Genomic DNA, 22,574 nt, shown 5'->3' with positions numbered 1-22,574 from the left:
TCCGGCCCCTTCGCCGCCGCCCGGCGATGCGGGCCTCGGACAAGGCCGGAGACAGCGCATGATCACCCTCGAACACGTCACGAAGCGCTTCGGCGACCTCGTCGCGGTCGACGACGTATCGCTGCGGATCCCCAGCGGCGAGGTCTTCGGGATCGTCGGGCAGAGCGGCGCCGGCAAGAGCACCCTCGCCCGCATCGTCAACCTGCTCGAGCGCCCGGATGCCGGGACCGTGGCCGTCGACGGAACCGAGCTGACCGCGCTGCGCGATGCCGACCTGCGGGCCGCCCGTCGGCGGATCGGCATGGTCTTCCAGCGCTTCAACCTGCTCGGCAGCCGCAGCGTGCGCGGCAACGTCGAACTCGCCCTCGAACTCGACGGCACCCCGCGCGCCCAGCGGCGCGCCCGCGCCCAGGAGATGCTCGACCTCGTCGGCCTCGGCCACCGCGGCGACGCCTCGGTGCACGAACTCTCCGGCGGACAGCAGCAGCGCGTCGGCATCGCCCGCGCCCTCGCCGCCAACCCGTCGGTGCTGCTGTCCGACGAAGCCACCAGCGCCCTCGACCCCGAGACCACCGCGTCGATCCTCGACCTGTACCGCAAGATCAACGCGGAGCTCGGTCTCACAGTGCTGCTGATCACCCACGAGATGGACGTCGTGAAGGCGGTGTGCCACTCGGCCGCCCTCATCGAGGCCGGCCGCGTCGTCGAAAGCGGGCGGCTGGTGGACCTCATCCGCACCCCCGCATCGCGACTGACCGCCCAGCTGTTCCCCCTCGGCCCGATCCCCCCGACCGTGGCGCCGGATGCCACCGTCATCGACATCACCTTCGCCGGCGGTACCGCCGACCGCCCCGTGATCGCGCGCCTGGCCCGCGATCACGACGTGGACGTGTCGATCCTCGGTGCGCTGATCGAGCAGATCGGCGGCACCCAGGCCGGCCGCACGCGCTTGGAGATCCCCGCCACCGCCGCGGCGGCCGTCATCGCCGACCTGCGCGCGCAGGAACTGCTCGTCGACGTGCTTCAGGAAGGCGTGCTCGTATGAACGATCAGCTGCTGCAGGTCCTGTGGGTCGCCACGGGTCAGACGCTGTACATGGTCGGGGTCGCGCTGGCGGTCACGGTGATCGTCGGCCTGCCGCTGGGTGTGGTCCTCGTCGGCACCGAGGAAGGACGATTCCTCGACCGCCTGTTCGGCTCGCGCACCGCCGCTGTCGTGGTCAACCGGCTGCTGGACTTCGTGGTGAACCTCGGCCGCTCGGTACCGTTCATCATCCTGATGGTGGCGCTCATCCCGGTCACGCGCCTCATCGTGGGAACGTTCATCGGCCCGACCGCTGCCATCGTCCCGCTGTCGATGGTGGCCATCCCGTTCTTCGCCCGCATGGTCGAGATCGCGATCAAGGAGGTCGATCCCGGCCTGCTCGAGGTCGCCTCGTCGCTGGGCGCGAGCCGCTGGGAGCTGGTGACGAAGGTGCTGCTGCCCGAGGCCGCAGCCCCGATGCTGCTCGGCCTGTCGACGACCGTCACCTCGATCATCAACTTCTCCGCCATGGTCGGCACGGTCGCTGGCGGCGGGCTCGGCGACGTCGCGATCCGCTACGGCTACCAGCAGTACAGCTGGATCCACATCGTCGCCGTCATCGTCATCATCTTCGCCATCGTCATGGCGCTGCAGTCGCTGGCCAGCTGGGGCGCCCGCCGCCTCGCCCGCCGCAGTCCGTCCCGTCCGCGCCGCCCCCGCGTCGCCGCCGTCTGAACGCCCGAGAGGAACCACCCCCATGTCCCGCACCCCCCGCATCCCGCTGCTGGCAGCCGTCGCCGCCGCAGCCCTCGTTCTCACCGCCTGCGCCGGCGGCACGTCCGCCGACAGCGACACCGCGGCATCCGACGGTCTCGGCACGATCAAGGTCGGCGCCCTGCAGACCCCGGCCGGCGACATCCTGCAGCACATCGCCGAGAACGGCGCCGCCGAGGTGGGACTGACGATCGAGTTCGTGCCGTTCACCGACTACAACACGCCCAACACGGCGCTGGCCGACGGCTCGATCGACGCGAACCTCTTCCAGAACTCCACGTTCCTCGAGACCTTCAATGAGGCCACCGGCTCCGATCTCGTCAGCGTCGGACAGGCCTACCTGCCCAGTGCCGCCTTCTACTCCGACAAGGTCGACAGCCTCGACGAGCTCGAGGACGGCGCGACCATCGCCATCCCGAACGACCCCACCAATGAGGGGCGTGCGCTGAAGCTGCTCGCCGACGAAGGGCTCATCGAGGTCACCGACGACGTCGTCGACCTCAGCGGCATCACCGCCAACCCGCGAGACTTCCGCTTCACCGAGATCGAGAACGCCACGCTGCCGCAGGCACTGCCCGACGTGGATGCCGCGTTCGTCACCATCTCGTTCGCCCTGCCGGCCGGCCTCACCGGCGACCAGGCGATCCTGCTCGAGGGCGAGTCGAGCCCGTACTACAACGTGCTGGCGACCCGCCCCGACCTCGTCGACGACCCCCGCATCGAGGCGCTCTACGAGCTGCTCACGTCGCAGGAGACCGCCGACTTCGAGGTCGAGCAGTGGGGCGGCCTGGTCGTCCCCGTCGTGGGCTGACACCCGCCTCCTCCGCACGCCCGACGGCCCCGCTCACCCCTGAGCGGGGCCGTCGGCGTGGAGCGGGCGGCGGCCCCGCCGTACGCTGAGACCCATGCGCTCCCGTCTGCTCGCCCTGCCGCTGCTCGCCGCCTCCCTGCTCGTGCTCGCCGGGTGCGCGGGCGCCGACGACACCGACGCCATCGCAGAACCCACCCCCACGGCGGGCGCCGACGCGGCCACGTGCGTCTACACCGAGGCCGCCGGCGCCGTGCGCGACGTCGAAGCCCCGCCGGCGGAACCGACCGTCGCGGGCGACGTGTCCGCCACCCTCGAGACCTCCGCGGGGCCCATCGCCGTCACCCTCGACGCGGACCGCACCCCGTGCACCGTGGGCAGCTTCGTCGCGCTGGCCGAGCAGGGCTACTACGACGACTCCACCTGCCACCGCCTCACGACCTCCGGCATCTTCGTGCTGCAGTGCGGTGACCCCAGCGGCACCGGCCGCGGCGGCCCCGGCTACAGCTACGCCGACGAGCTCGACGGCACCGAGACCTATCCCGCCGGCACCGTCGCCATGGCCAACGCCGGACCCGACACCAACGGCTCGCAGTTCTTCCTCGTCTACGAGGACACCCAGCTGCCGCCGAACTACACGGTGTTCGGACAGATGGATGCCGCGGGCCTGGAGGTCGTCCAGCAGATCGCCGCCGCCGGCGCCGAGGGCGGGGCTCCCGACGGACCGCCGGCCACCCCGGTGACCATCACCGACGTCGTCATCGGCTGACGCCCCGGCTCAGGCGGCATCGCCGCGCTCGGTAGACTGGACTCCATGTCGAAGGTCCTTCAGTCCCTGCCCGTCGGCGAACGCGTCGGCATCGCCTTCTCCGGAGGACTCGACACGTCCGTCGCCGTCGCCTGGATGCGTGACAAGGGCGCCGTGCCCTGCACCTACACCGGAGACCTCGGCCAGCCCGACGAGACCGACATCGAGGCCATCCCCGGCCGCGCCCTCGAGTACGGCGCCGAGGTCGCCCGCCTGGTCGACTGCAAGACGGCGCTGGTCGAAGAGGGCCTCGTCGCCCTGGCCTGCGGCGCCTTCCACATCCGCAGCGGCGGGCGCACCTACTTCAACACCACGCCGCTGGGCCGTGCCGTCACCGGCACGCTGCTGGTGCGCGCCATGAAGGAGGACGGCGTCGACATCTGGGGCGACGGCTCCACCTACAAGGGCAACGACATCGAGCGGTTCTACCGCTACGGCCTGCTCGCCAACCCGAGCCTGCGCATCTACAAGCCCTGGCTCGACGCCGACTTCGTCACGGAGCTGGGCGGCCGCACCGAGATGAGCGAATGGCTCGTCGCCCACGGCTTCCCCTACCGCGACTCCGCCGAGAAGGCGTACTCGACGGATGCCAACATCTGGGGCGCCACCCACGAGGCCAAGACGCTGGAGCACCTCAACGTGTCGCTCGAGACCGTCGAGCCCATCATGGGCATGCGCTTCTGGGACCCCGCAGTGCAGATCGACACCGAGGACGTCACCGTCACCTTCGAGGCCGGTCGTCCCGTCGCGCTCAACGGCGTCGAGTACGTCGACCCGGTGGAGCTGGTGTTCGAGGCCAACCGCATCGGCGGCCGCCACGGCCTGGGCATGAGCGACCAGATCGAGAACCGCATCATCGAGGCGAAGTCGCGCGGCATCTACGAAGCCCCCGGCATGGCCCTGCTGTTCACCGCCTACGAGCGCCTCGTGAACGCCATCCTCAACGAGGACACCCTCGCCACCTACCACGAGCAGGGCCGGCGCCTCGGCCGGCTGATGTACGAGGGCCGCTGGCTCGAGCCGCAGTCGCTGATGCTGCGCGAGTCGATCCAGCGCTGGGTCGGATCGGCCGTGACCGGCTCGGTCACGCTGCGGCTGCGCCGCGGCGAGGACTACACGGTGCTCGACACCACCGGCCCGACGCTGTCGTACCACCCCGAGAAGCTGTCGATGGAGCGCGTCGGCGACTCCGCCTTCGGGCCCACCGATCGCATCGGGCAGCTCACGATGCGCAACCTCGACATCGCCGACTCCCGCTCGCGCCTCGAGCAGTACGCCGGCCTGGGCCTCATCGGCGGGGCGACGGGCGAGCTCGTCGGCACGCTGGAGAAGGGCGGGGCTCAGGAGATCACCGCCGACGGCGCCGCAGACGACCGCCGCGATCTCGACGCGGTCGACGAGGCCTCCGAGTCGGCGTCGTTCGACTTCGGCGCCGACTGATCCGCCGCTGACCGGGCGGGAGCAAGCCGCACCGGCATCCCGACCCCCGGCATGCGCCGACGTGTCCCGCTGCGCGGGATAGCATGCTGACACCCGTGCGCGATGGTGAGCACGGTGGGACTGAGGATGCTCGATGGCGACACGCGATACCACCACGGCCGCAGCGGAGGACCCGCACGCACCCGACGCGACCGCGGATGAGGGTCGGAAGCCGCGCCGCCGGGTCGGACGCATCATCGGAATGACGGTCTACGGCCTCGTGTCCGCGGTCGTCGTCGTCGCCCTCATCGTCGCCGCCACCGTGGTCTTCACGATCCAGCGCTCGTTCCCGCAGCTGTCGGGCACCGTCGAGGTGACCGGTCTCGGCGGCGAGGTCGAGGTGCTGCGCGACGAGCTCGGCATCCCCACGATCGTCGCCGAGACCCCCGAGGACCTGTTCTTCGCGCAGGGGTACGTGCACGCCCAGGACCGCTTCTGGGAGATGGACTTCCGCCGGCACCTGACGGCGGGACGCTTGGCCGAGCTGTTCGGCGAGAGCCAGCTGCCCACCGACCTGTTCCTGCGCACCCTCGGCTGGCACGAGCTGGCCGCGCAGGAGGAGCAGGCGCTCGACGACGAGACCCGCGCCGGGTACGACGCCTACGCCGCCGGCGTCAACGCCTTCCTCGATGACAACGACGGCGCCGACGCATCGTTCGAGTACGCCGTGCTGGGACTGCAGAACCCCGACTACTCGATCGAACCGTGGACGGCGGTGGACTCGATCGCGTGGCTCAAGGCGATGGCGTGGGACCTGCGGAGCAACGTCGAGGTCGAGGCGGACCGCGCGCTGATGGCGCGGGACCACTCCCCCGAGGAGGTTGCGCAGCTGTTCCCCGAGTACCCGTTCGAGCGCAACCCGGTGATCGTCCCGCTGATCACCGCCGACGCCCCGGCAGCGGCAGAACCGGATGCCGCGGGAGCCGGAAGCACCACGACGGCGAGCGCGCAGCAGCCCACCGACCGCGAGCCCGCATCATCGGCGGCCGCGTCGATCGACTGGGTCGAGGTCGAGAGCGTGGTCGAAGCCGCCTCTGCGCTGCTCGGCGGCGCGGGCGAGGGCGTCGGCTCCAACTCCTGGGTCGTCTCCGGCGCCCTGACCGAGACCGGGATGCCGCTTCTGGCCAACGATCCGCACCTGGGCGCGTCGCTGCCGAGCGTCTGGCACCAGAGCCACCTGCGCTGTCGCACGGTGTCGGAGGCGTGCCCCTACGACGTCACCGGGTTCGGCTTCTCGGGCGTGCCGGGCATCATCATCGGCCACAACCGCGACATCGCGTGGGGGTTCACGAACCTCACCAGCGACGTCACCGATCTGTACGTCGAGCGCGTCGAGGGCGACGAGTACTGGCGCGACGGCGCACTCGTCCCACTGGAGACGCGCACCGAGATGGTCGAGGTGGCCGGCGGCGACCCGGTGGAGCTGGAGATCCGCTCCACCGCGCACGGGCCGATCGTGTCGGGGCTGTCGGGCGAGTTCACCGAGATCGCCGAGGACCCCGCCATCACGGGCGATGCCGCCCCGACGCCCGCCGGCGGCGAGTACGCGGTGAGTCTGCAGTGGACGGCGCTGCAGCCCGGGGCGACCGCAGCATCCATCTTCGCGCTGGACCGCGCCACCGATTTCACCGACTTCCGCGCCGCGGCGAAGCTGTTCGATGTGCCGGCCCAGAACCTCGTCTACGCCGACCGCGAGGGCAACATCGGCTACCAGACGCCGGGCCGTCAGCCCGTGCGCGGGACCGGCGACGGGTCGCTGCCTCAGCCGGGCTGGGACTCCGCCTACGACTGGCAGGGCATGATCCCGTTCGACGAGCTCCCGGTGGTCTACAACCCCGAGGAGGGCTACATCGTCACGGCCAACAACGCCGTGGTCGGCGAGGGCTATCCGTACCTGCTCACCAACGACTGGGACTACGGCTGGCGCGCCGCCCGCATCGTCGACCTCATCGAGAGCGCCGCGGCGGCGGGCCCGCTGACCGTCGACGACATGCGCGACATCCAGGCCGACAGGCAGTTCTGGATGGGCAAGCGCCTCGCCGGTGTCTATGCGGACATCACCACCGGCGATGCGCAGACGGATGCCGCCCTCGCCCTGCTGTCGGACTGGGACGCGCAGAACAGCGCCGACTCGGCCGCCGCGGCGTATGCCAACGTGCTGTGGGACGAGCTCGTCGCCAACATGTTCGTGCGCGAGCGCGACACGGCCATTCCGGCAGGCAGCCAGGCGCGCATGTTCCTCGTGGTCGACACGCTGCTGGACGAGCCGTCCGACCCCTGGTGGACCAACACCGGGCTCGACGTCGACGGTCAGCGCGAGATGCTGGAGCGCTCCGCCGCGGACGCCGCCGCCCGACTCACCGAACTGCAGGGCGAGGACCCGACGCGGTGGCAGTGGGGGACGCTGCACGCCCTCACCCTCACCAGCGACACGTTCGGCTCGTCGGGCATCGCGCCCATCGAGTGGCTGTTCAACCGTGGGCCGTACCCGGTGGGCGGCGGCACGTCGGTCGTGGATGCGAGCGGGTGGGTGCTCGGCAGCGGCTCGTTCGAGACGGTGACCGTGCCGTCGATGCGCATGGTGATCGACCTCGCCGACCTCGACGGCTCCCGGTGGAACCACCTGACCGGCACCAGCGGCCACGCCTTCCACCCGAACTACACCGACCAGACCGAGACCTGGCAGCGCGCCGAGATGACGCCGTGGGCGTTCAGCGACGAGGCGGTGCGGGAGGCGGCGACGCACACGCTGCGTCTCGTCCCCGCGGGCTGAGGCGCAGCGGAGGGCATCGCGCCCGCGCAACGGCGCGGCGGAGCAGGTGCACGCGCGGCGCGCAACCCCCGGGCACCGGCCGCGGCCGCCGCCTACGATCGGGGCATCGAGACCGACGAAGGGATCCCCGCATGACCTCCGGAATCGCACGAGTGATGCGCAGCACGCCCGACGACGTGTTCGCGACGCTCTCGGACGGCTGGCTGTATCCGGTGTGGGTGGTGGGAGCCGCGCGCATGCGCGCGGTGGCGCCCGAATGGCCGCGGCAGGGCTCGAAGATCCACCACTCGTTCGGCGCCTGGCCCGTGCTGATCGACGACGAGACCGAGGTCGTGGAGTGGTCGCCGCCGCAGCGCGTGCGTCTGCGGGCGAAGGGCGGGCCGATCGGCCGCGCCGTCGTCGCGATCGAAGTGCGTGAGCACCCCCAGGGCTGCGTGGTGCGCATCGGCGAGGAGCCCGTCGCCGGCCCGACGCTCGCGGTGCCGCGGGCGCTGTGGGCACCGCTGATGCGCCTGCGCAACCGCGAGACCCTGCGGCGATTGGCGTTCCTCGCGGAGGGCCGTCGACGCGAGCGCGAAGAGGGTGCGCCGACTCTGCGACCCGATGTCCCGGCATCCTCCGAAGCCACCCCCGGGCGGGAGGCCCGGGAGGACACGGCCTCCGCCGATGAGGCCGAGCGCGGGGCGCACGACCCCGCGTCCGTGGATGTCCCCTCGGGCGACGCCGCCGGCGCGGCTGCCGGCGATGAGCGCGCGGATGACACCGGGCAGGATGACAACGCGCAGGATGACACCGGGGAGGATGCCGCCGGCGACCAGGCCGATGCCGACCGCTCCGCGGCGCGCACGGACAGTTCCGGATGAGCATGCTCGATGCCGTCGTGGTCGGCTCCGGACCCAACGGCCTCGCGGCGGCCGTCACCTTGGCCAGGGCCGGACTGGCGGTGCGGGTCTACGAGCGCGCGGCGCAGGCCGGCGGCGGCTCGCGCACGCAGGAGCTGACCCTGCCCGGATTCCGGCACGACGGCTGCTCCGCGGTGCACCCCCTCGCCCTCGCTTCGCCCTTCTTCCGCGCGTTCGGGCTGGCGCAGCGCATCGAGCTGCTCACCCCCGAGGTGTCCTTCGCCCACCCGTTGCCGGGCCGCGCCGGCATCGCCTACCGCGACCTCGAACGCACGGCGGCGGAGCTCGGCCGCGACGGTGCGGCCTACCGGCGGCTGATCGGCCCCCTCGCGGCCCGCTCGCTGGAGGTCGCCCAGTTCACCGGATCGAACCTCATCGGGGTGCCGCGGCATCCGCTCACCGCCGTGCTCTTCGGACTTCGGGCGCTGGCACAGGGGTCACCGGCGTGGAATGCCGGCTTCGCCGACGAGGTGGCCCCGGCGATGATCACCGGAGTCTCCGCCCACGCCATCGTGCGGCAGCCGTCGGTGGTCGGAGCCGGTGCCGGCTTGGCGCTGCAGGCGCATGCGCACGCGGGCGGGTGGCCGATCCCCCGAGGCGGAAGCCAGACGATCATCGACGCCCTCATCGCCGACCTCGTCGCCCACGGCGGCGAAGTGGTCACCGACCACGAGGTCACGTCGCTGCAGGAGCTGCCCCGGGCACGGGCGACGCTGCTCGACGTCACGCCGCGGGCGCTGCTGCACCTGGCGCAGGGGTCCCTCCCCTCCCGCTACCGGCGGGCGCTGCGGTCGTTCCGGTACGGCAACGCCGCCGCGAAGGTGGACTTCGCGCTGTCGGGCCCCGTGCCCTGGGCGGATCCTCGCGTGGGCCTGGCGGGCACGGTGCACCTGGGCGGGACGCGGGCGGACATCGCCAGGGCCGAGAACGACGTCGCGCAGGGGCGCCATGCCGCCGAACCGTACGTGCTGGTCTCGCAGCCCTCCGTGCTGGATGACACGCGTGCCCCGGCGGGCGCGCAGACGCTGTGGACGTACACGCACGTGCCCGCGGGCTCGACGGTGGACCAGCGGGAGGCGATCATCCGCACCATCGAGCGGTCGGCACCCGGCTTCCGCGACCTCATCCTCGACAGCCGCAGCGTGACGGCGGCGCAGCTGCCGGAGGAGAACCCGAACTACATCGACGGCGACATCAGCGCCGGCGCCGCGACGCTGCCACAGCTGCTGCGTCGCCCGGTGCTGTCGACGGACCCGTGGCGCACCCCGATGCCGGGGGTGTACCTCTGCGGTGCGTCGACGGTGCCCGGCCCCGGAGTGCACGGCCTCTCCGGCTGGTACGCCGCCCGCTCGGCACTGCGCCACACCTTCCGTCTCCCCGACGCCCCATCCCTGGCCCCGAGCCGGGATGCGCGACGCCGAGGGAGCGACCTCGACGCCGAGTGAGGGTGCGCGACGTCGCCGCAGGCCGCGTCTCAGCGCCGGATCGGCAGCCGCCGGACCACCCGGCGCGCGAGCGACCGCGCGCGGCGCACCGCGCGGGCCGCGAGATCGCGGACGCGCCCCACCGACCGACCGTCGCGGATCAGTTCCACCGTTCCGTCCGGCCCCTCCGTCAGCCGCCAGAGCGACCCGGCGAGGAAGGGCGGGCGGCGAAGCGCGGCGAGCACTCCGGGCTCGGCGCGCAGCGGCGTACGGAACGACCACCCCGCGTGCCGCACGTCGGCGACGAGCGACCCGCCGCGGGTGCGATCGCGCCGCGTGAAGATGCTGATGGGATCGATCGTGACTCGCGCCCGGCCCGCCGTCAGCCGGCCGGTGCCCGGGATGGCGTACTCCTGACCCTCGGCCTCGTCGCGCAGCACCAGGTCGACACGGTCGCGCTTGAGGTCACGCGCGGCATCCCGCGTCTCGACCGGGAGGAAATCGGCGCCGAGGCCGGCCGGCGGATGCCACACCGCACCGCGCGGCGTCGCAGCCACCGCGTCCGACCCCTGGGCGCCCGACATCGTCGCCTCTGCCCCGCCCGCGGCGACGGCGTCCCGCGCGGTCGCCGGCCCGAACACCGGCGCCTCCCCCGGTCCGGCATCGAAGCGCACGCGCACGTCGAGCCGCAGCGCACCGCGCGGCGTCCATTTGGCCGCGGTGATCTCCGCCCGGCATCCGATGCCCGCCTCGAACTCGGCGAAGCGCAGCAGGTCTTCGCGCCGGTCTTCGCGCAGCAGCGCGGAACGCACCCGCAGCGGGAAGGCCAGCCCGGCGTCCACGCCGGGGCCGAAGCGCGCGCGGCTGATGGGCGTCACCACGTCGAGGAATTCCTCGCGGTACTCGGGCGGATAGCGCACGAACCGCCGGCCTTCGAGCCGGTTCAGGATCTTGCCGCGATACCAGTGGCGCAGCAGGGTGTCCCGCTGCCGGCCGGGTTCGGTGTTCGCCTCGACGAGATCGAGCACCGTCTCCAGGTGGGGGAAGTATGTCACCGGGTCGATGCGCGATGCGCTGGCGCTCTCATCGTTCTTCACCCACGCGTAGCAGGGGCGGCTCGCCAGGACGGAGATGGTGGCGGCGGCGAAGTACGCCTGCATGACGAAGAGGTGATCCTCCAGCCGCACGCGCCCTTCGGGAAAGCGGATGCCGTGCGCGCGCAGGAACGACGTGCGGAACATCTTGTGAGGCGTGAGCACCTCGAGGATGGGATCCTTGCCCAGCACCGCGCGCGGGATGTCATCGCGGAAGATCTGCCGTGGCATCCGCCGGCCGATCCCCACTTCCTTGCCGATGATGACATCCGAGTCGTAGCGGTCGGCGTAATCGCAGAGATCCTCGAGCGCCCCGTCGAACAGCCAGTCGTCCTGGTCGACGAACTGCACGTACGTTCCCCGTGCGGCATCCACGCCGGCGTTGCGCGGCGCACCCGGCCATCCGCTGTGCGGCAGGGTGAGCACGCGCACGTGCGGGCGGGTGCGGGCGACCTCCGCCAGTCGCGCCTGCGTCGGCTGGCCCGACCCGTCGTCGCACAGCAGCACTTCGAACTCGTGCGGCTGCAGCGTCTGACGATCCAGCGAGGCGATGAGATCGTCGAAGCCGGCACCGGGACGGAAGACCGGGACGACCACGCTCACGCGCACCGGCGCGGCGGGAGACGCGGCGGTCACGCCGTGCACCCGCGGCGCGAACCCGCGGCGAAGGGGCCGGCGCGCCGGACGGACGTGGCGCGGGATGCGGAACGGATCGATCGCCTGCTCATGCTTCCACCCAACTACGGCGGAGCAACCGGGATGAAGGGGTTGCGCGCGGGGCGCCGGGCATGCTCGGGTCTACATGCCGCACGCGTTGGGCTGCTGACCGGCGCCGCCGCTCAAGAGAATCCAACCCCGTTTCGAGGAGATCGCATGCCACTGGACCCGTACTTCGCGGAGCGGCTGCGCACGCATCGTCGGTACCTCATCAAGAGCACCCTGAAGTCCTACCGGGCGCGGTGGAACCGGTGGTGGGCGGAGATCCGCGAGGCCGTGCTGCCGCGCGCGTCGTCCGGGCACCGGCGCCCCGCACCGGATGCCGCGACTGCGGTGCCCGGGGCGACCGCTGCCGCCGGCGGTGGTCCACTCGCCGACGGCGGCGTGACCGCCCACCCGCGGGCGGCCGCGCGCGAGGCGGCATCCGCGCAACCGGGTGTCTCCCACCCCCGCAGCGCGCGCGAGCGGCATCGCCGGGCCGCGCTGGCCTGGGACCGCAAGGAGCTCCAGGCGATCGGCACGCCCGGTCCCGACCTGCGCACCGCGGAGCACATCGTGCCGGTGCGGGGGTTCCCCTCGGTCAAGGTGCGCCTGTACTACCCCGACGTCGCGGAGGGACAGGCTCTGCCGGTGTGGCTGACCTTCTTCGGTGGCGCCTTCCGCATCGGGGGCATCGACTATCCGACGACGGATGCCGCCAACCGCCGGCGCGCCGCGGATGCCGGGGTCGTCATGGCCGCCGTCGACTACGCGCTCGCGCCGGAACACCGCTTCCCCACACAGGTCGAGCAGGCCCACGCGGCCCTGCTGTGGCTGCACGAGAACGCGGCGTCCCTCGGTGTGGACGGACGGCGCATGGGCGTGGCGGGCACGTCGGCGGGCGGGTCGATCGCTGCGGCACTGACGATCGCCAACCGCGACCGCACGCACCTGCCGATCGGGCTGCAGCTTCTCGAGGTTCCCGTCACCGATCTGACCGGCCGGTACGTGGATCTGGGTGCGACGCGCGCGCTCGGCATCCCCAGCATCGTGGCGACACGGGAGATGCGCTCCATCGCCAGGACGTATCTCGGCGAGCACGGCGATGCCCGCGACCCGCTCGCATCGCCGATGCGCGCGCCCTCGCATGAAGGGCTGCCGGACGCGGTGATCCTGACGGCGCAGTACGACCCGCTGCGCAGCGACGGCGCCGCGTACGGCGCGAAGCTGCGCGCAGCCGGAGTGCCGGCCAGCGTGGTGCAGTACCTGGGCGTCACCCATGACACCCCGATGTTCACCGGGGTCCTCCCGGCGGCGCGACGCTGGCATCGGGATGTCGTGGGCACGTTGAGGCAGCTGCACGCGCTGTGACCGGCCCCCGCCGGACGCGCGCGAGGGCGACGGCTCAGCCGCCGGCGGCGGGCGGCGTCTCGCGAGACTCGGCCAGCTCGTCGGTGAAGAGCGAGCGCCTGTCGAGCGTGCCGTTGCGGTAGGCGGCGCGGCCGACCATGTGCGCCGACAGCGGTGCGGTGGCCAGCTGCACCAGCACGATCGCGACGAGGAACGCCACGACCGCCCAGGAGCGCGCCGACAGCGCCACAGCCAGGCAGATGAGGATGAGACCGAGAACCTGTGGCTTCGTCGCCGCGTGCAGTCGCGACGGCACGTCGTGGAACCGCAGCAGGCCCACCGCTGCGGTCAGGCACAGCAGCGCGCCCAGGAGGATCAGCACCATCGAGAGCACATCCAGCACGGCGTTCATCGGTCGGTGTTGTCCCTTCTCGCGACGAACCGCGCGATCGAGATGGAGCCGAAGACGCCGACGGCGGCGATGATCAGCAGCACCGGCAGGGTGCGGGTGTGATGGTTGATCGCCATGTCGGCGCCCAGCAGGCACATCACGAGCGTCAGCAGCACGTCCGACGCCACCGCCCGGTCGAGGATCGACGGGCCGATGATGATGCGCCACAGGGTCAGCACGCCGGAGACGGCGAAGACCCCGTAGATGAGCACCAGCAGCAGGTTCATACCGGCGTGCCTCCCTGCTGCGGCGACGTCACGCCCGCCGCGCGGATCTTCTCCAGCTGCGCCCGCGATCCCACGGCGCGCACGATGCGCGCCTCCCAGCCCTGGATGGCGGTGCGCTGCTTGACCACATCGGCTTCGCTGTCCACGCCGATGACGTGGAGGTAGAGGATGCGGCGGTCACGGTCGGCCTCGACCACCAGCGACCCCGGGATGAGGGAGGCGGTCACTCCGACGTGCGTCATGATCAGGTCGTCGTCGGTGCGCAGCGGCACCGCGACGATGGCGGTGCCGGGGTAGCGTCGCGGGTCGACGACCTGCCACGCCACGAGCAGCGAGCCGCGCACGACGGCGCCGAAGAACGTCAGCAGGAACACCAGGCCGTACCAGAGGTTCACGCGGCCCGACAGCTCCACCGGCGGCAGGCGGAACACCCGGGTGACGAAGACCGCCACGGCCAGCCCGGTGACGAACGCCAGCGGCGTGAATTGGCCCCACAGCAGCATCCACAGGGCGATCAGCCAGACGAAGAAGGGCAGCTGTCGCCACAGCTGGGTGAGGACGGTGGACCGGTGGGGACTCATCGCTGCGTCCCCTCCTCGAGCTGCACGAGGGTCACCGGGTCCATGAGAGACGCGCCGATGCGCGTGCACACGTCATAGAGCGGTCCGGCGAACACCGTCAGCGAGACGGTGAGCACGACCATGCCCGTCGTCGCGGCGGTCATGATGCGCGGGATCACACGTCGGCGCGTCTGCGCGGCGGCCGCGGGGGCGCCGCCGAGATACGACAGGCGATCCTCGGTCTCGGCCTCGGCGTGGTCGTCTTCGTCCTCGCGCCAGAACGACAGGTTCCAGGCGCGCATCAGGGCGTACAGCGTGAGCAGGCTGGTGATGATGCCGCCGACGATCAGGACGATCATGAGCGGGGTGCCGACGGATGCCGCGGCGTCGAACAGCGCGAACTTGCCGATGAACCCGGAGAACGGCGGGAGCCCGCCCAGGTTGATCGCGGGGATGAAGTAGAGCACCGCCAGCAGTGGGGCGGCGCGCATGAGTCCGCGCACCTTGAGGATCGATGTGGACCCCGCCCGGCGCTCCACCAGTCCCACCGCGAGGAAGAGCGTCGTCTGCACGACGATGTGGTGGACCGTGTAGTACACGGTCGCGCCGATCGCGGCGGGGGTCGCGATCGCGAGCCCGAACACCATGTAGCCGATGTGGCTGACGAGGGTGAACGAGAGGATGCGCTTCAACTCCGCCTGCGCGACGGCACCCAGCACCCCCACGATCATCGTGGCCAGCGCGACGATGAGCAGGAGGGTGTTGACGTCGTTGTCGCGGAAGATCTGCGTCTCGGTGCGGATCATCGCGTAGACGCCGACCTTGGTCAGCAGGCCCGCGAACACCGCCGTCACCGGCGCGGGCGCGGTCGGGTAGGAGTCCGGCAGCCAGAACGACAGCGGGAAGATGGCGGCCTTGATGCTGAAGGCGACGAGCAGCAGCAGGTGCAGCACCAGCTGGGTCTCCTGCGGCAGCTCCCCCATCCGCTGCGACAGCTGCGCCATGTTCACCGTGCCCAGCGCTCCGTAGATCGCGGCGATGGCGGAGAGGAAGAGGATCGACGACACCAGCGAGACGACGATGTAGACCACGCCCGTGCGGATGCGCGACTCGGTGCCGCCCAGCGTGATCAGCACGTACGAGGCGACCAGCAGGATCTCGAACCCGACGTAGAGGTTGAACAGGTCACCGGCGATGAAGGCGTTGAAGATACCGGCCGCGAGGATCAGGTACGACGGGTGGAAGATCGACACCGGGGTCTCGTCATCGCCGTCGGCCGCGCCCTGTCCCACCGAGAACAGCAGCACGGCGAGCAGAACGATGCTCGAGACCATCACCAGCAGCGCCGCGAGGCGGTCGACGTACAGCACGATGCCGAAGGGGATCGGCCATCCGCCCACCGATACGGCGATGGGGAGGTCCGAGGAGTCCACGGCGACCAGCAGCACGGCGGCGATGATGCACACCAGCGTCAGCGTGAGGGTGGAGACCGCGACCTGGGTGCGGCGGTGGCGCCCCGCGATGAGCGCGACGGCGGCACCGAGCAGCGGCAGGGCGACCAGCAGGGGCACGAGGGCGCTCATCGGTCACCTCCGCGGGCCGGGCGATCGGTGGGGGCGTCGTCGCGCAAGCCGGGGACGTCCTTCGCGTGCAGCACCGTGATGGGTGCGGTCTCGACGCCGACGAAGTCCGTCGTCGCGTCGTCGTCCTCCTCGTCGACCTCGTCGTCCATCGAGTCCTCATCGGTGGCGCTGCGCTCTCGCACGGCGACGTCCTCTTCGTCGTCCTCGACGGTGTCGGCCTGGCCGAGCTGCCAGGAGCGGTAGATGAGGGCGAGGAGGAAGGCCGAGACGGCGAAGGTGATGACGATGGCCGTCAAGGTGAGCGCCTGCGGCAGCGGGTCGCTCATCTGCTCGGCATCGGCGGCCCCGAAGAACGGGGCCGTGCCCGGCCGGCCCATGACGATGAGCAGGAACAGGTTCGCCGCGTTGCCCAGCAGCAGGAAGCCGATGAGCACACGGGTGAGGCTGCGCTCGAGCATCGCATACACCCCGGCGGCGAACAGAGCGCCCATGATGATGACGAGGGTGAAGGAGACGGTCATGACGACAGCACCCCCTTCTCCCGCAGCTCCTGCGTCTGCCGGTCGACCTCCGCGCCGAGGCTGCGCAGCACGTCGAGCACCAGACCGATGACCACGAGGTACACGCCGACATCGAAGATCGTCGAGGTCACGAACTCGACGTGGCCGAGCACGGGCAGCTTCGCTTCCCAGAACGTGCTCGTCAGCGGCGCCTCACCGAAGAGCAGCGGCACGACGGCGGTGCCGACCGCCAGCGCCATGCCCACGCCGAGCAGGCGCCCGGCATCGGTGGGCGCGGCCGCGCCGAGTTCGTAGCGGCCGCCGGCGACGTAGCGCATGACGAGGCCCATACCGGCGACCAGACCACCGGCGAAGCCGCCACCGGGCAGGTTGTGCCCGGCGAACAGCAGGTAGATCGACACGAGCATGATCGTGTGGAAGAGGATGCGCACGATCACTTCGAGCATGATCGAGCGGTTCTCGGGCCGCACCCGCTGCCCGCCCACGAGCCACGTGCGCGGGGCACCCCGGTTGTCCGCCGTCTGCGGCCGCGGTCCCTCGTCGGTCTCGACGAGCGGCCGGCGCGTGCGCACCGCGAGGTTGGGCAGCGGCGAGACCGCGCGCGACAACGTGTCGGCGCGATGCGTGACGAAGACGAGGGATGCCACACCGGTGGCCGCGAGGATCAGCACCGAGAGCTCGCCCATCGTGTCCCAGCCGCGCAGGTCGACGAGGGTGACGTTGACGACGTTCTTGCCGTGACCGAGCTCGTAGGCGAGCTCGGGGAACACCGCCGAGATCGGCTCTGCCACCCGGGCGCCGGTCGCGACGACGGCGACGGCGGCCATGGTGACGCCCACCGCGACGGCCAGCACGGCGCGCGCCACGGGGAGCACCGAGGCGTTGTGCTCGCCCAGGCGGGCGGGGATGCGGCGCAGCACGAGCGCGAAGGCGACGAGGGTGACCGTCTCGACCAGCACCTGCGTGAGGGCGAGGTCGGGGGCGCCGCTCGTGGCGAAGAGGGTCACCATGCCGAGCCCGGTGACCGACACGAGCACGACGCCGGTGTAGCGCTTGCGGGCGCGCACGGCGACGATGCCGGCGATGATCATGACCGGCGCGACGAGCAGCTGTGTCGGTGACTGCCAGGCATCGAGGCTGATGCGCCACTGCGGGGACGCCAGCAGCGCCGTGCCCTCCGCGGCGACCAGCACCACGAAGATCGTGCCCACGTACACCGGAAGCGATCCTCGCTGGGTCACGGTCACCGTGAACACGGCCATCCGGGCGATCCCGCGCAGCACCGCGTTGTACGCGTCGGCGGCGGTGAAAGGGAGCAGCCGCTTGGGTGCGCGGAACCGGATGACGAGCCAGAAGAGCACGGCGCCGACGGCGATCGATCCGAGCGAGAGGAACAGGGCCGGCTCCAGGCCGTGCCAGAGGGCGAGGTGGTACACGTGATCGGGCGCCGTCACCCCCGGGCTCGCGACGGGCGCCGTGTCGGCGTAGGTCGCCAGCGCGCTGTCCATGAGCGGGGCGGCCAGTCCCGCGACCAGTGTGAGGCCGGCCAGCACGACGGGGGCGCCGAGGAATCCAATCGGCGGGTCTGGCCATTCCGTTCGCGGCATGGGCTCGCCGATGGCATCCTTCTTGGTCCAGAACGCGCCCCAGACGAATCGGATGCCGTATGCCGCGGTCAGAATGGAACCGAGAACCAAACCGACGAGACCGACCCACGCCCACACCTGGCCACCCAGCCCCTCGTGGAGGAAGGCGGTGAGGGCTGCTTCCTTGGCGACGAACCCGATGGTCGGGATGACGCCGGCCATCGAGGCGACGGCGATGATCGAGAACGCCGCCAGTGTCGGCGCCTGGCGCCCGACTCCCGACAGCTCCGCGATGTCTCGGGTGGACAGCTGGCGGTCGATGACGCCGACCACGAGGAAGAGGGCCGACTTGAACAGCGCGTGGCTGATCAGCAGCGCCAGGCCCGCCAGCGCCGTATCGCGCGTGCCGTAGCCCAGGACGGCGGTGAGCATGCCGAGCTGACTGACGGTGCCGAAGGCGAGAACGCGCTTGAGGTCCGACTCGCGCAGGGCCTGCAGTCCGCCGATCAGCATGGTCAGGATGCCGAGCCCGATCACGATCGGGCGCCAGGGCGCTGCGAGGGCGAACACCGGGGCCAGACGCGCGATGAGGTAGATGCCGGCTTTCACCATGGCCGCCGCGTGCAGGTACGCACTCACCGGGGTGGGTGCGGCCATGGCGCCGGGCAGCCAGAAATGGAAGGGGAAGATCGCCGACTTGCTGAGGGCGCCGACGAGCATGAGCACCAGCGCGGCGTCGATCACCGGACCGGTCGGGGCGAGCGCCAGGATGCCGGAGAGACTCGTCGTCCCGGTCGCGACCACCATCAGCACGACGCCGATCAGCATGACGAGACCGCCGAGGGTGGTCACGAGGAGCGCCTGCAGTGCGGCACGGCGGCTGGCGCCGCGTCGATGGTAGAAGCCGATGAGCAGGTAGGACAGGACGCTGGTGACCTCCCAGAGCATCACGAGCACGACGATGTCGTCGGTGAGGACGAGGCCGTACATCGCGCCGGCGAAGGCCAGCAGCACTGCGCAGAACTGTCCGACGCCGTCACGCTTGCCGTCGAAGTACCAGCGGCAGTAGATCATCACGAGCGCGCCGACCCCGGTGACGACCAGGGCCATGACCCACCCGAGGGTGTCCATGCGCATGGACACCGAGATGTCCAGCGCCGGAATCCACGAGAACGTCTCGAACGGGGTGCGCCCGCCGAACACGTCGGGAGCCAGCGTCAGGGTGTGCGCGAACGCCACCAGTGGGAGGATCGCGGCGACGTAGAACGCGCGGGCGCCGATGCGGCCGACCAGCCACGGCAACGTCAGCGGGAGGATCGCGAACGCGCCGAGGAGGAGCAGCATACGCGGCCTCCTCAGGGGTCGCAGCCAAAGGCACGGGCGTTCAGGATCGGATCCATTCTACGGGGGCGAAGAAGTGCTCCCGGTCGCCGGCGGCCCGATCAGCGGCGCGGAGCGGTCGTATTCCCCTCGCGGTACACACTCCGGAAGCACACCGACGGGGCCTCTTCACCGTCGAGCATGGCCATCACGGCCGCACCGGCCGCTCGGCCCTTTTCGGCCGCGGGCTGCACCATGGTGGTGAGCACGAATGGCGCGAGACCGTCCACATCGATGCCGTCGAAGCCGGTCACACTGACATCGCCCGGCACGGTGAGTCCCAGCTCCTCCGCGGCGCGCACGACACCCGCCGCGAGCAGGTCGCTCTGCGCGAGCACCGCGGTGGGGCGCGTCGCCGGATCGGCCAGGATCGCACGGCCGGCGGCGAGCCCGGCATCGATCGAGCTCCCCTCGGCGGCGAACACCGCGGCGTGCGGGTAGACCTCCCGCGCACCCGCCAGCCGGTCGCGCACCACGTCGATGGCGATCTGCCCCTGCCGATCGGGGTCGATCCACCCCGGCACGCCGCCGCGATGCGTCGGCAGGGTCACGATGGCCGCCTCGGTGTGGCCGAGCGCGCGCACCCGCTCGGCGAGGGTCCGCTGCGCCTCCCTGTTGTCGAGGATGACCCGAGGCACGTCCGGCCCGGCGTCGCCCTCGATCACCACGACCGGGACGCCGCGGGCGCGCAGCATCGCGAGGGACTCCGCCATGGCGGGGGTGCAGCCCACCAGCACGGCCGCGTCGATCGGGGCGGTGGTCACCTGCGCGCCCTGCGCAGCGGCGCCCGCGCTGTCGCGCAGCAGCAGCAGGGCGGCATCCACCGGCGCGACCGCTTCGGCAAGGCCGTCCATCATCGCCCGCACCACGGGATCGACGAACGCGGCGCCGAGGTGCCCGATGAACACCACTCCCACGATGCCCGAGCGCCCCAGCCGCAGCGACGCCGCGCGCGGGTCGGGCCCGGTGTACCCGAGGGCGGCGGCGGCATCGAGCACGCGCGTCCGAGTGGCATCCGTGACGGGGGTCTTGCCGCTGAACACGACGGACGCGGTCGACGGCGAGACCCCCGCGGTGCGGGCGACGTCGGCGATCGTTGCGCGGCGTGTGCTCATGACCTCCCGATCGTAGCCTGCGCGATTTCGCCGTCGAATCGATTCGCTACGCTGACTCGGTGACCATCGACCTCGCCCGCTCCCCGTTCGTGCGCTGGCGCACCGCCATCTTCGCGATCTTCGCCGCCAGCGGGCTGAGCATCGCGACCTGGGCGTCGCGCGTTCCGTCGATCAAAGCCGACCTCGGCATCGAGAACAGCGACATCGGGCTGCTGCTGCTGGGCATGGGGGTCGCCTCGATCCTGGGCCTCTCGGCGTCGTCGGTGGTGATCGCCCGCTTCGGCACGCGCACCGGCATGCTCGGCGCGATGATCGTCTTCGCCGGCGGCGTCGCCCTGATCGGCATCGGCACCAATCTCGTCCCGTCGATCGCGCTCGTGCTCATCGGCCTCGTGCTCTTCGGCTTCGGCAACGGATCCGTCGACGTGATGATGAACGTCGACGGCGCCGCGATCGAGACGCAGTCCTCCAAGACGCTGCTTCCGCTGTTCCACGCCTTCTTCAGCGTGGGCACGGTGCTCGGCGCCGGCCTGGGCGCCCTCGCCGCGACCCTGCGCATCGACGTGTTCACCCACACCGCGATCGTGGCGGTGGTGATCCTCGTGGTGGCCTTCGTCGCCCATGCCAACGTACCCACCCACCTCGGCGCCGACGCCCCGCAGACCGATCCGGACACGCCCCGGGAGGGCTGGCGTGCGCGCCTCGCCCTCGCGCTCTCGGCCTGGCGGGAGCCCCGCACCTACGCCCTGGGCGTCGTGATGCTCGGCATGGCCTTCGCTGAGGGGGGCGCCAACGACTGGCTCGCGCTCGGCGTGAGCGAGGACCACGGCGGCGGGCAGGCGCTGGGCGCCGCGGCACTGATGGTGTTCTCCGTCGCGATGACCGTCGTCCGGGTGCTCGGTGGCCCCCTGGTGGACCGATTCGGCCGGGTGGGGGTGCTGCGCGTGCTCGCGGTGACGGCCACCGCCGGCATCCTGCTGTTCATCCTCGCGCCCAACCTGCCCCTCGTGTTCGTCGGCGCCGCCCTCTGGGGCATGGGCGCCTCGCTCGGCTTCCCTCTGGGCATGTCAGCGGCCGCCGACGACCCCGCCAAGGCCGCTGCCCGCGTGAGCGCCGCCGCCACGATCGGGTACGTCGCCTTCCTGTGCGGTCCACCCGTGCTCGGCTTCATCAGCGACCGGATCGGCCTGCTGAACACGCTGTTCGTGGTCGTGGCGCTCGTGGCGGCGTCGGGATTCGCGTCGTCGTCGGCTCGACCGCCCGCCGGTGCCGCCGTCGGTGCGGGTCGCACCGGGGAGCACGGGTAGGCTCGTCGGGTGCGTCTGGTCATCGCCCGCTGTTCCGTCGATTACGCGGGGCGCCTCAACGCGCACCTGCCCACTGCGACGCGCCTGCTCGTCCACAAGGGCGACGGCAGTCTGCTGGTGCACTCCGATGGGGGGTCGTACAAACCCCTCAACTGGATGAGCCCACCCTGCTCCCTCACGGTCGAGACCCCGGCGGTCGCCGAGGAGCTCGAGGAGCAGGTCGTCGAGCAGTGGCGGGTGACGCACGCCAAGACCGGCGACTCGCTGGTGGTGCGCATCTACGAGGTGCTGCACGACTCATCGCATGAGCTCGGGGTGGACCCGGGCCTCGTGAAGGACGGCGTCGAGGCCGACCTGCAGCGCCTGCTGGCGGAGCAGGTGGGGGTGATCGGCGAAGGTCTGACGCTCGTGCGCCGCGAGTTCCCCACCGCCATCGGCCCGGTCGATCTGCTGCTGCGCGATCCCGCCGGCGGCACCGTCGCGGTCGAGGTCAAGCGCCGCGGCGACATCGACGGCGTCGAGCAGCTCACCCGCTACCTCGAGCTGCTGGGCCGCGACCCGCACCTCGCGCCGGTCACCGGCGTCTTCGCCGCCCAGGAGATCAAGCCGCAGGCGCGGGTGCTCGCCGCCGATCGCGGCATCCGCTGCGTGACGCTGGACTACGACGAGATGAAGGGCATCGACTCCGGCGCGCCCCGCCTGTTCTGACCCGA

At 71.5% G+C, this 22,574-nt stretch carries 19 protein-coding genes; 11 read left to right on the top strand and 8 right to left on the bottom strand.

What is annotated here, in order from left to right; all coding sequences use genetic code 11:
• The first annotated feature begins 58 nt into the window (after positions 1 to 58).
• From QNO26_RS00255 to QNO26_RS00220, 8 genes are all read left to right on the top strand, one after another.
• Complete coding sequence (locus QNO26_RS00255; RefSeq protein WP_257638581.1) at positions 59 to 1,045, top strand: methionine ABC transporter ATP-binding protein; 987 nt, start codon at positions 59 to 61, stop codon at positions 1,043 to 1,045.
• Positions 1,042 to 1,758, top strand: coding sequence for a methionine ABC transporter permease (locus QNO26_RS00250; RefSeq protein ID WP_257532617.1), 717 nt, complete (start codon positions 1,042 to 1,044; stop codon positions 1,756 to 1,758). The genes QNO26_RS00255 and QNO26_RS00250 overlap by 4 nt, the downstream gene beginning before the upstream one ends.
• Before the next feature lie 22 nt (positions 1,759 to 1,780).
• Complete coding sequence (locus tag QNO26_RS00245) at positions 1,781 to 2,608, top strand: MetQ/NlpA family ABC transporter substrate-binding protein (protein ID WP_257532615.1); 828 nt, start codon at positions 1,781 to 1,783, stop codon at positions 2,606 to 2,608.
• A gap of 94 nt (positions 2,609 to 2,702) precedes the next feature.
• Positions 2,703 to 3,374, top strand: coding sequence for a peptidylprolyl isomerase (locus tag QNO26_RS00240; protein WP_257638580.1), 672 nt, complete (start codon positions 2,703 to 2,705; stop codon positions 3,372 to 3,374).
• A gap of 45 nt (positions 3,375 to 3,419) precedes the next feature.
• A complete protein-coding gene (gene argG / locus QNO26_RS00235; protein ID WP_257638579.1) occupies positions 3,420 to 4,853 on the top strand; it encodes an argininosuccinate synthase in 1,434 nt (477 codons plus the stop codon).
• 133 nt (positions 4,854 to 4,986) lie between these two features.
• Positions 4,987 to 7,665 (top strand): penicillin acylase family protein, encoded by a 2,679-nt coding sequence (locus tag QNO26_RS00230; RefSeq protein WP_257638578.1) that lies wholly within the window; start codon positions 4,987 to 4,989, stop codon positions 7,663 to 7,665.
• Between the two features lie 131 nt (positions 7,666 to 7,796).
• On the top strand, positions 7,797 to 8,528 hold the full coding sequence (locus QNO26_RS14435; protein ID WP_306824462.1) for an SRPBCC family protein: 732 nt from the start codon (positions 7,797 to 7,799) through the stop codon (positions 8,526 to 8,528).
• Positions 8,525 to 10,012, top strand: a complete 1,488-nt coding sequence (locus QNO26_RS00220) for a phytoene desaturase family protein (RefSeq protein WP_257532607.1) — start codon at positions 8,525 to 8,527, stop codon at positions 10,010 to 10,012. Before QNO26_RS14435 ends, QNO26_RS00220 begins: the two co-directional genes overlap by 4 nt.
• 29 nt (positions 10,013 to 10,041) lie before the next feature.
• Here the strand turns inward: QNO26_RS00220 and QNO26_RS00215 are convergent, their stop codons facing one another.
• Positions 10,042 to 11,721 carry a glycosyltransferase family 2 protein gene (locus QNO26_RS00215; RefSeq protein WP_257532605.1) on the bottom strand — a complete coding sequence of 560 codons (1,680 nt, stop codon included), beginning with the start codon at positions 11,719 to 11,721 and terminating at the stop codon, positions 10,042 to 10,044.
• A 237-nt stretch (positions 11,722 to 11,958) separates the two neighbouring features.
• Here QNO26_RS00215 and QNO26_RS00210 point away from each other — a divergent pair, with 237 nt between their 5' ends.
• Positions 11,959 to 13,152: an alpha/beta hydrolase gene (locus tag QNO26_RS00210; RefSeq protein WP_257638577.1), complete on the top strand. Its 1,194-nt coding sequence runs from the start codon at positions 11,959 to 11,961 to the stop codon at positions 13,150 to 13,152.
• Positions 13,153 to 13,186: 34 nt separating this feature from the next.
• Here the strand turns inward: QNO26_RS00210 and mnhG are convergent, their stop codons facing one another.
• From mnhG to QNO26_RS00175, 7 genes are all read right to left on the bottom strand, one after another.
• Complete coding sequence (mnhG, locus tag QNO26_RS00205) at positions 13,187 to 13,543, bottom strand: monovalent cation/H(+) antiporter subunit G (RefSeq protein ID WP_257532601.1); 357 nt, start codon at positions 13,541 to 13,543, stop codon at positions 13,187 to 13,189.
• A complete protein-coding gene (locus QNO26_RS00200) occupies positions 13,540 to 13,809 on the bottom strand; it encodes an MrpF/PhaF family protein (protein ID WP_257532599.1) in 270 nt (89 codons plus the stop codon). The genes mnhG and QNO26_RS00200 overlap by 4 nt, the downstream gene beginning before the upstream one ends.
• Positions 13,806 to 14,390, bottom strand: a complete 585-nt coding sequence (locus QNO26_RS00195) for a Na+/H+ antiporter subunit E (protein ID WP_257638576.1) — start codon at positions 14,388 to 14,390, stop codon at positions 13,806 to 13,808. The genes QNO26_RS00200 and QNO26_RS00195 overlap by 4 nt, the downstream gene beginning before the upstream one ends.
• Positions 14,387 to 15,952: a Na+/H+ antiporter subunit D gene (locus tag QNO26_RS00190; protein WP_257532596.1), complete on the bottom strand. Its 1,566-nt coding sequence runs from the start codon at positions 15,950 to 15,952 to the stop codon at positions 14,387 to 14,389. Before QNO26_RS00190 ends, QNO26_RS00195 begins: the two co-directional genes overlap by 4 nt.
• Positions 15,949 to 16,473 (bottom strand): Na(+)/H(+) antiporter subunit C, encoded by a 525-nt coding sequence (locus tag QNO26_RS00185; RefSeq protein ID WP_257532593.1) that lies wholly within the window; start codon positions 16,471 to 16,473, stop codon positions 15,949 to 15,951. The genes QNO26_RS00190 and QNO26_RS00185 overlap by 4 nt, the downstream gene beginning before the upstream one ends.
• Positions 16,470 to 19,403 carry a Na+/H+ antiporter subunit A gene (locus QNO26_RS00180; protein WP_257638575.1) on the bottom strand — a complete coding sequence of 978 codons (2,934 nt, stop codon included), beginning with the start codon at positions 19,401 to 19,403 and terminating at the stop codon, positions 16,470 to 16,472. The genes QNO26_RS00185 and QNO26_RS00180 overlap by 4 nt, the downstream gene beginning before the upstream one ends.
• 98 nt (positions 19,404 to 19,501) lie before the next feature.
• Positions 19,502 to 20,554 carry a LacI family DNA-binding transcriptional regulator gene (locus tag QNO26_RS00175; protein WP_257638574.1) on the bottom strand — a complete coding sequence of 351 codons (1,053 nt, stop codon included), beginning with the start codon at positions 20,552 to 20,554 and terminating at the stop codon, positions 19,502 to 19,504.
• A gap of 59 nt (positions 20,555 to 20,613) precedes the next feature.
• Here QNO26_RS00175 and QNO26_RS00170 point away from each other — a divergent pair, with 59 nt between their 5' ends.
• Both QNO26_RS00170 and nucS read left to right on the top strand, forming a co-directional pair.
• Positions 20,614 to 21,861 (top strand): MFS transporter, encoded by a 1,248-nt coding sequence (locus QNO26_RS00170; protein ID WP_257532586.1) that lies wholly within the window; start codon positions 20,614 to 20,616, stop codon positions 21,859 to 21,861.
• Between the two features lie 9 nt (positions 21,862 to 21,870).
• A complete protein-coding gene (gene nucS, locus QNO26_RS00165; protein WP_257532584.1) occupies positions 21,871 to 22,569 on the top strand; it encodes an endonuclease NucS in 699 nt (232 codons plus the stop codon).
• The last annotated feature ends 5 nt before the right edge of the window (positions 22,570 to 22,574 follow it).

Origin of the sequence: Microbacterium sp. zg-Y1090 (genome assembly GCF_030246945.1) — a bacterium.
Taxonomy (GTDB): domain Bacteria; phylum Actinomycetota; class Actinomycetes; order Actinomycetales; family Microbacteriaceae; genus Microbacterium; species Microbacterium wangruii.
This window is presented reverse-complemented; position numbering and strand designations above follow the sequence as displayed.

Bases quoted from the DNA above. Each gene is read 5' to 3' on its own strand.
- QNO26_RS00200 (WP_257532599.1), bottom strand. From the start codon at position 13,809: ATGAACCTGCTGCTGGTGCTCATCTACGGGGTCTTCGCCGTCTCCGGC.
- argG (WP_257638579.1), top strand. From the start codon at position 3,420: ATGTCGAAGGTCCTTCAGTCCCTGCCCGTCGGCGAACGCGTCGGCATC.
- QNO26_RS00230 (WP_257638578.1), top strand. From the start codon at position 4,987: ATGGCGACACGCGATACCACCACGGCCGCAGCGGAGGACCCGCACGCA.
- QNO26_RS00220 (WP_257532607.1), top strand. From the start codon at position 8,525: ATGAGCATGCTCGATGCCGTCGTGGTCGGCTCCGGACCCAACGGCCTC.
- QNO26_RS14435 (WP_306824462.1), top strand. From the start codon at position 7,797: ATGACCTCCGGAATCGCACGAGTGATGCGCAGCACGCCCGACGACGTG.
- QNO26_RS00185 (WP_257532593.1), bottom strand. From the start codon at position 16,473: ATGACCGTCTCCTTCACCCTCGTCATCATCATGGGCGCTCTGTTCGCC.
- QNO26_RS00245 (WP_257532615.1), top strand. From the start codon at position 1,781: ATGTCCCGCACCCCCCGCATCCCGCTGCTGGCAGCCGTCGCCGCCGCA.
- QNO26_RS00175 (WP_257638574.1), bottom strand. From the start codon at position 20,554: ATGAGCACACGCCGCGCAACGATCGCCGACGTCGCCCGCACCGCGGGG.
- QNO26_RS00250 (WP_257532617.1), top strand. From the start codon at position 1,042: ATGAACGATCAGCTGCTGCAGGTCCTGTGGGTCGCCACGGGTCAGACG.
- QNO26_RS00255 (WP_257638581.1), top strand. From the start codon at position 59: ATGATCACCCTCGAACACGTCACGAAGCGCTTCGGCGACCTCGTCGCG.
- QNO26_RS00180 (WP_257638575.1), bottom strand. From the start codon at position 19,403: ATGCTGCTCCTCCTCGGCGCGTTCGCGATCCTCCCGCTGACGTTGCCG.
- QNO26_RS00195 (WP_257638576.1), bottom strand. From the start codon at position 14,390: ATGAGTCCCCACCGGTCCACCGTCCTCACCCAGCTGTGGCGACAGCTG.
- QNO26_RS00190 (WP_257532596.1), bottom strand. From the start codon at position 15,952: ATGAGCGCCCTCGTGCCCCTGCTGGTCGCCCTGCCGCTGCTCGGTGCC.
- QNO26_RS00210 (WP_257638577.1), top strand. From the start codon at position 11,959: ATGCCACTGGACCCGTACTTCGCGGAGCGGCTGCGCACGCATCGTCGG.
- mnhG (WP_257532601.1), bottom strand. From the start codon at position 13,543: ATGAACGCCGTGCTGGATGTGCTCTCGATGGTGCTGATCCTCCTGGGC.
- QNO26_RS00240 (WP_257638580.1), top strand. From the start codon at position 2,703: ATGCGCTCCCGTCTGCTCGCCCTGCCGCTGCTCGCCGCCTCCCTGCTC.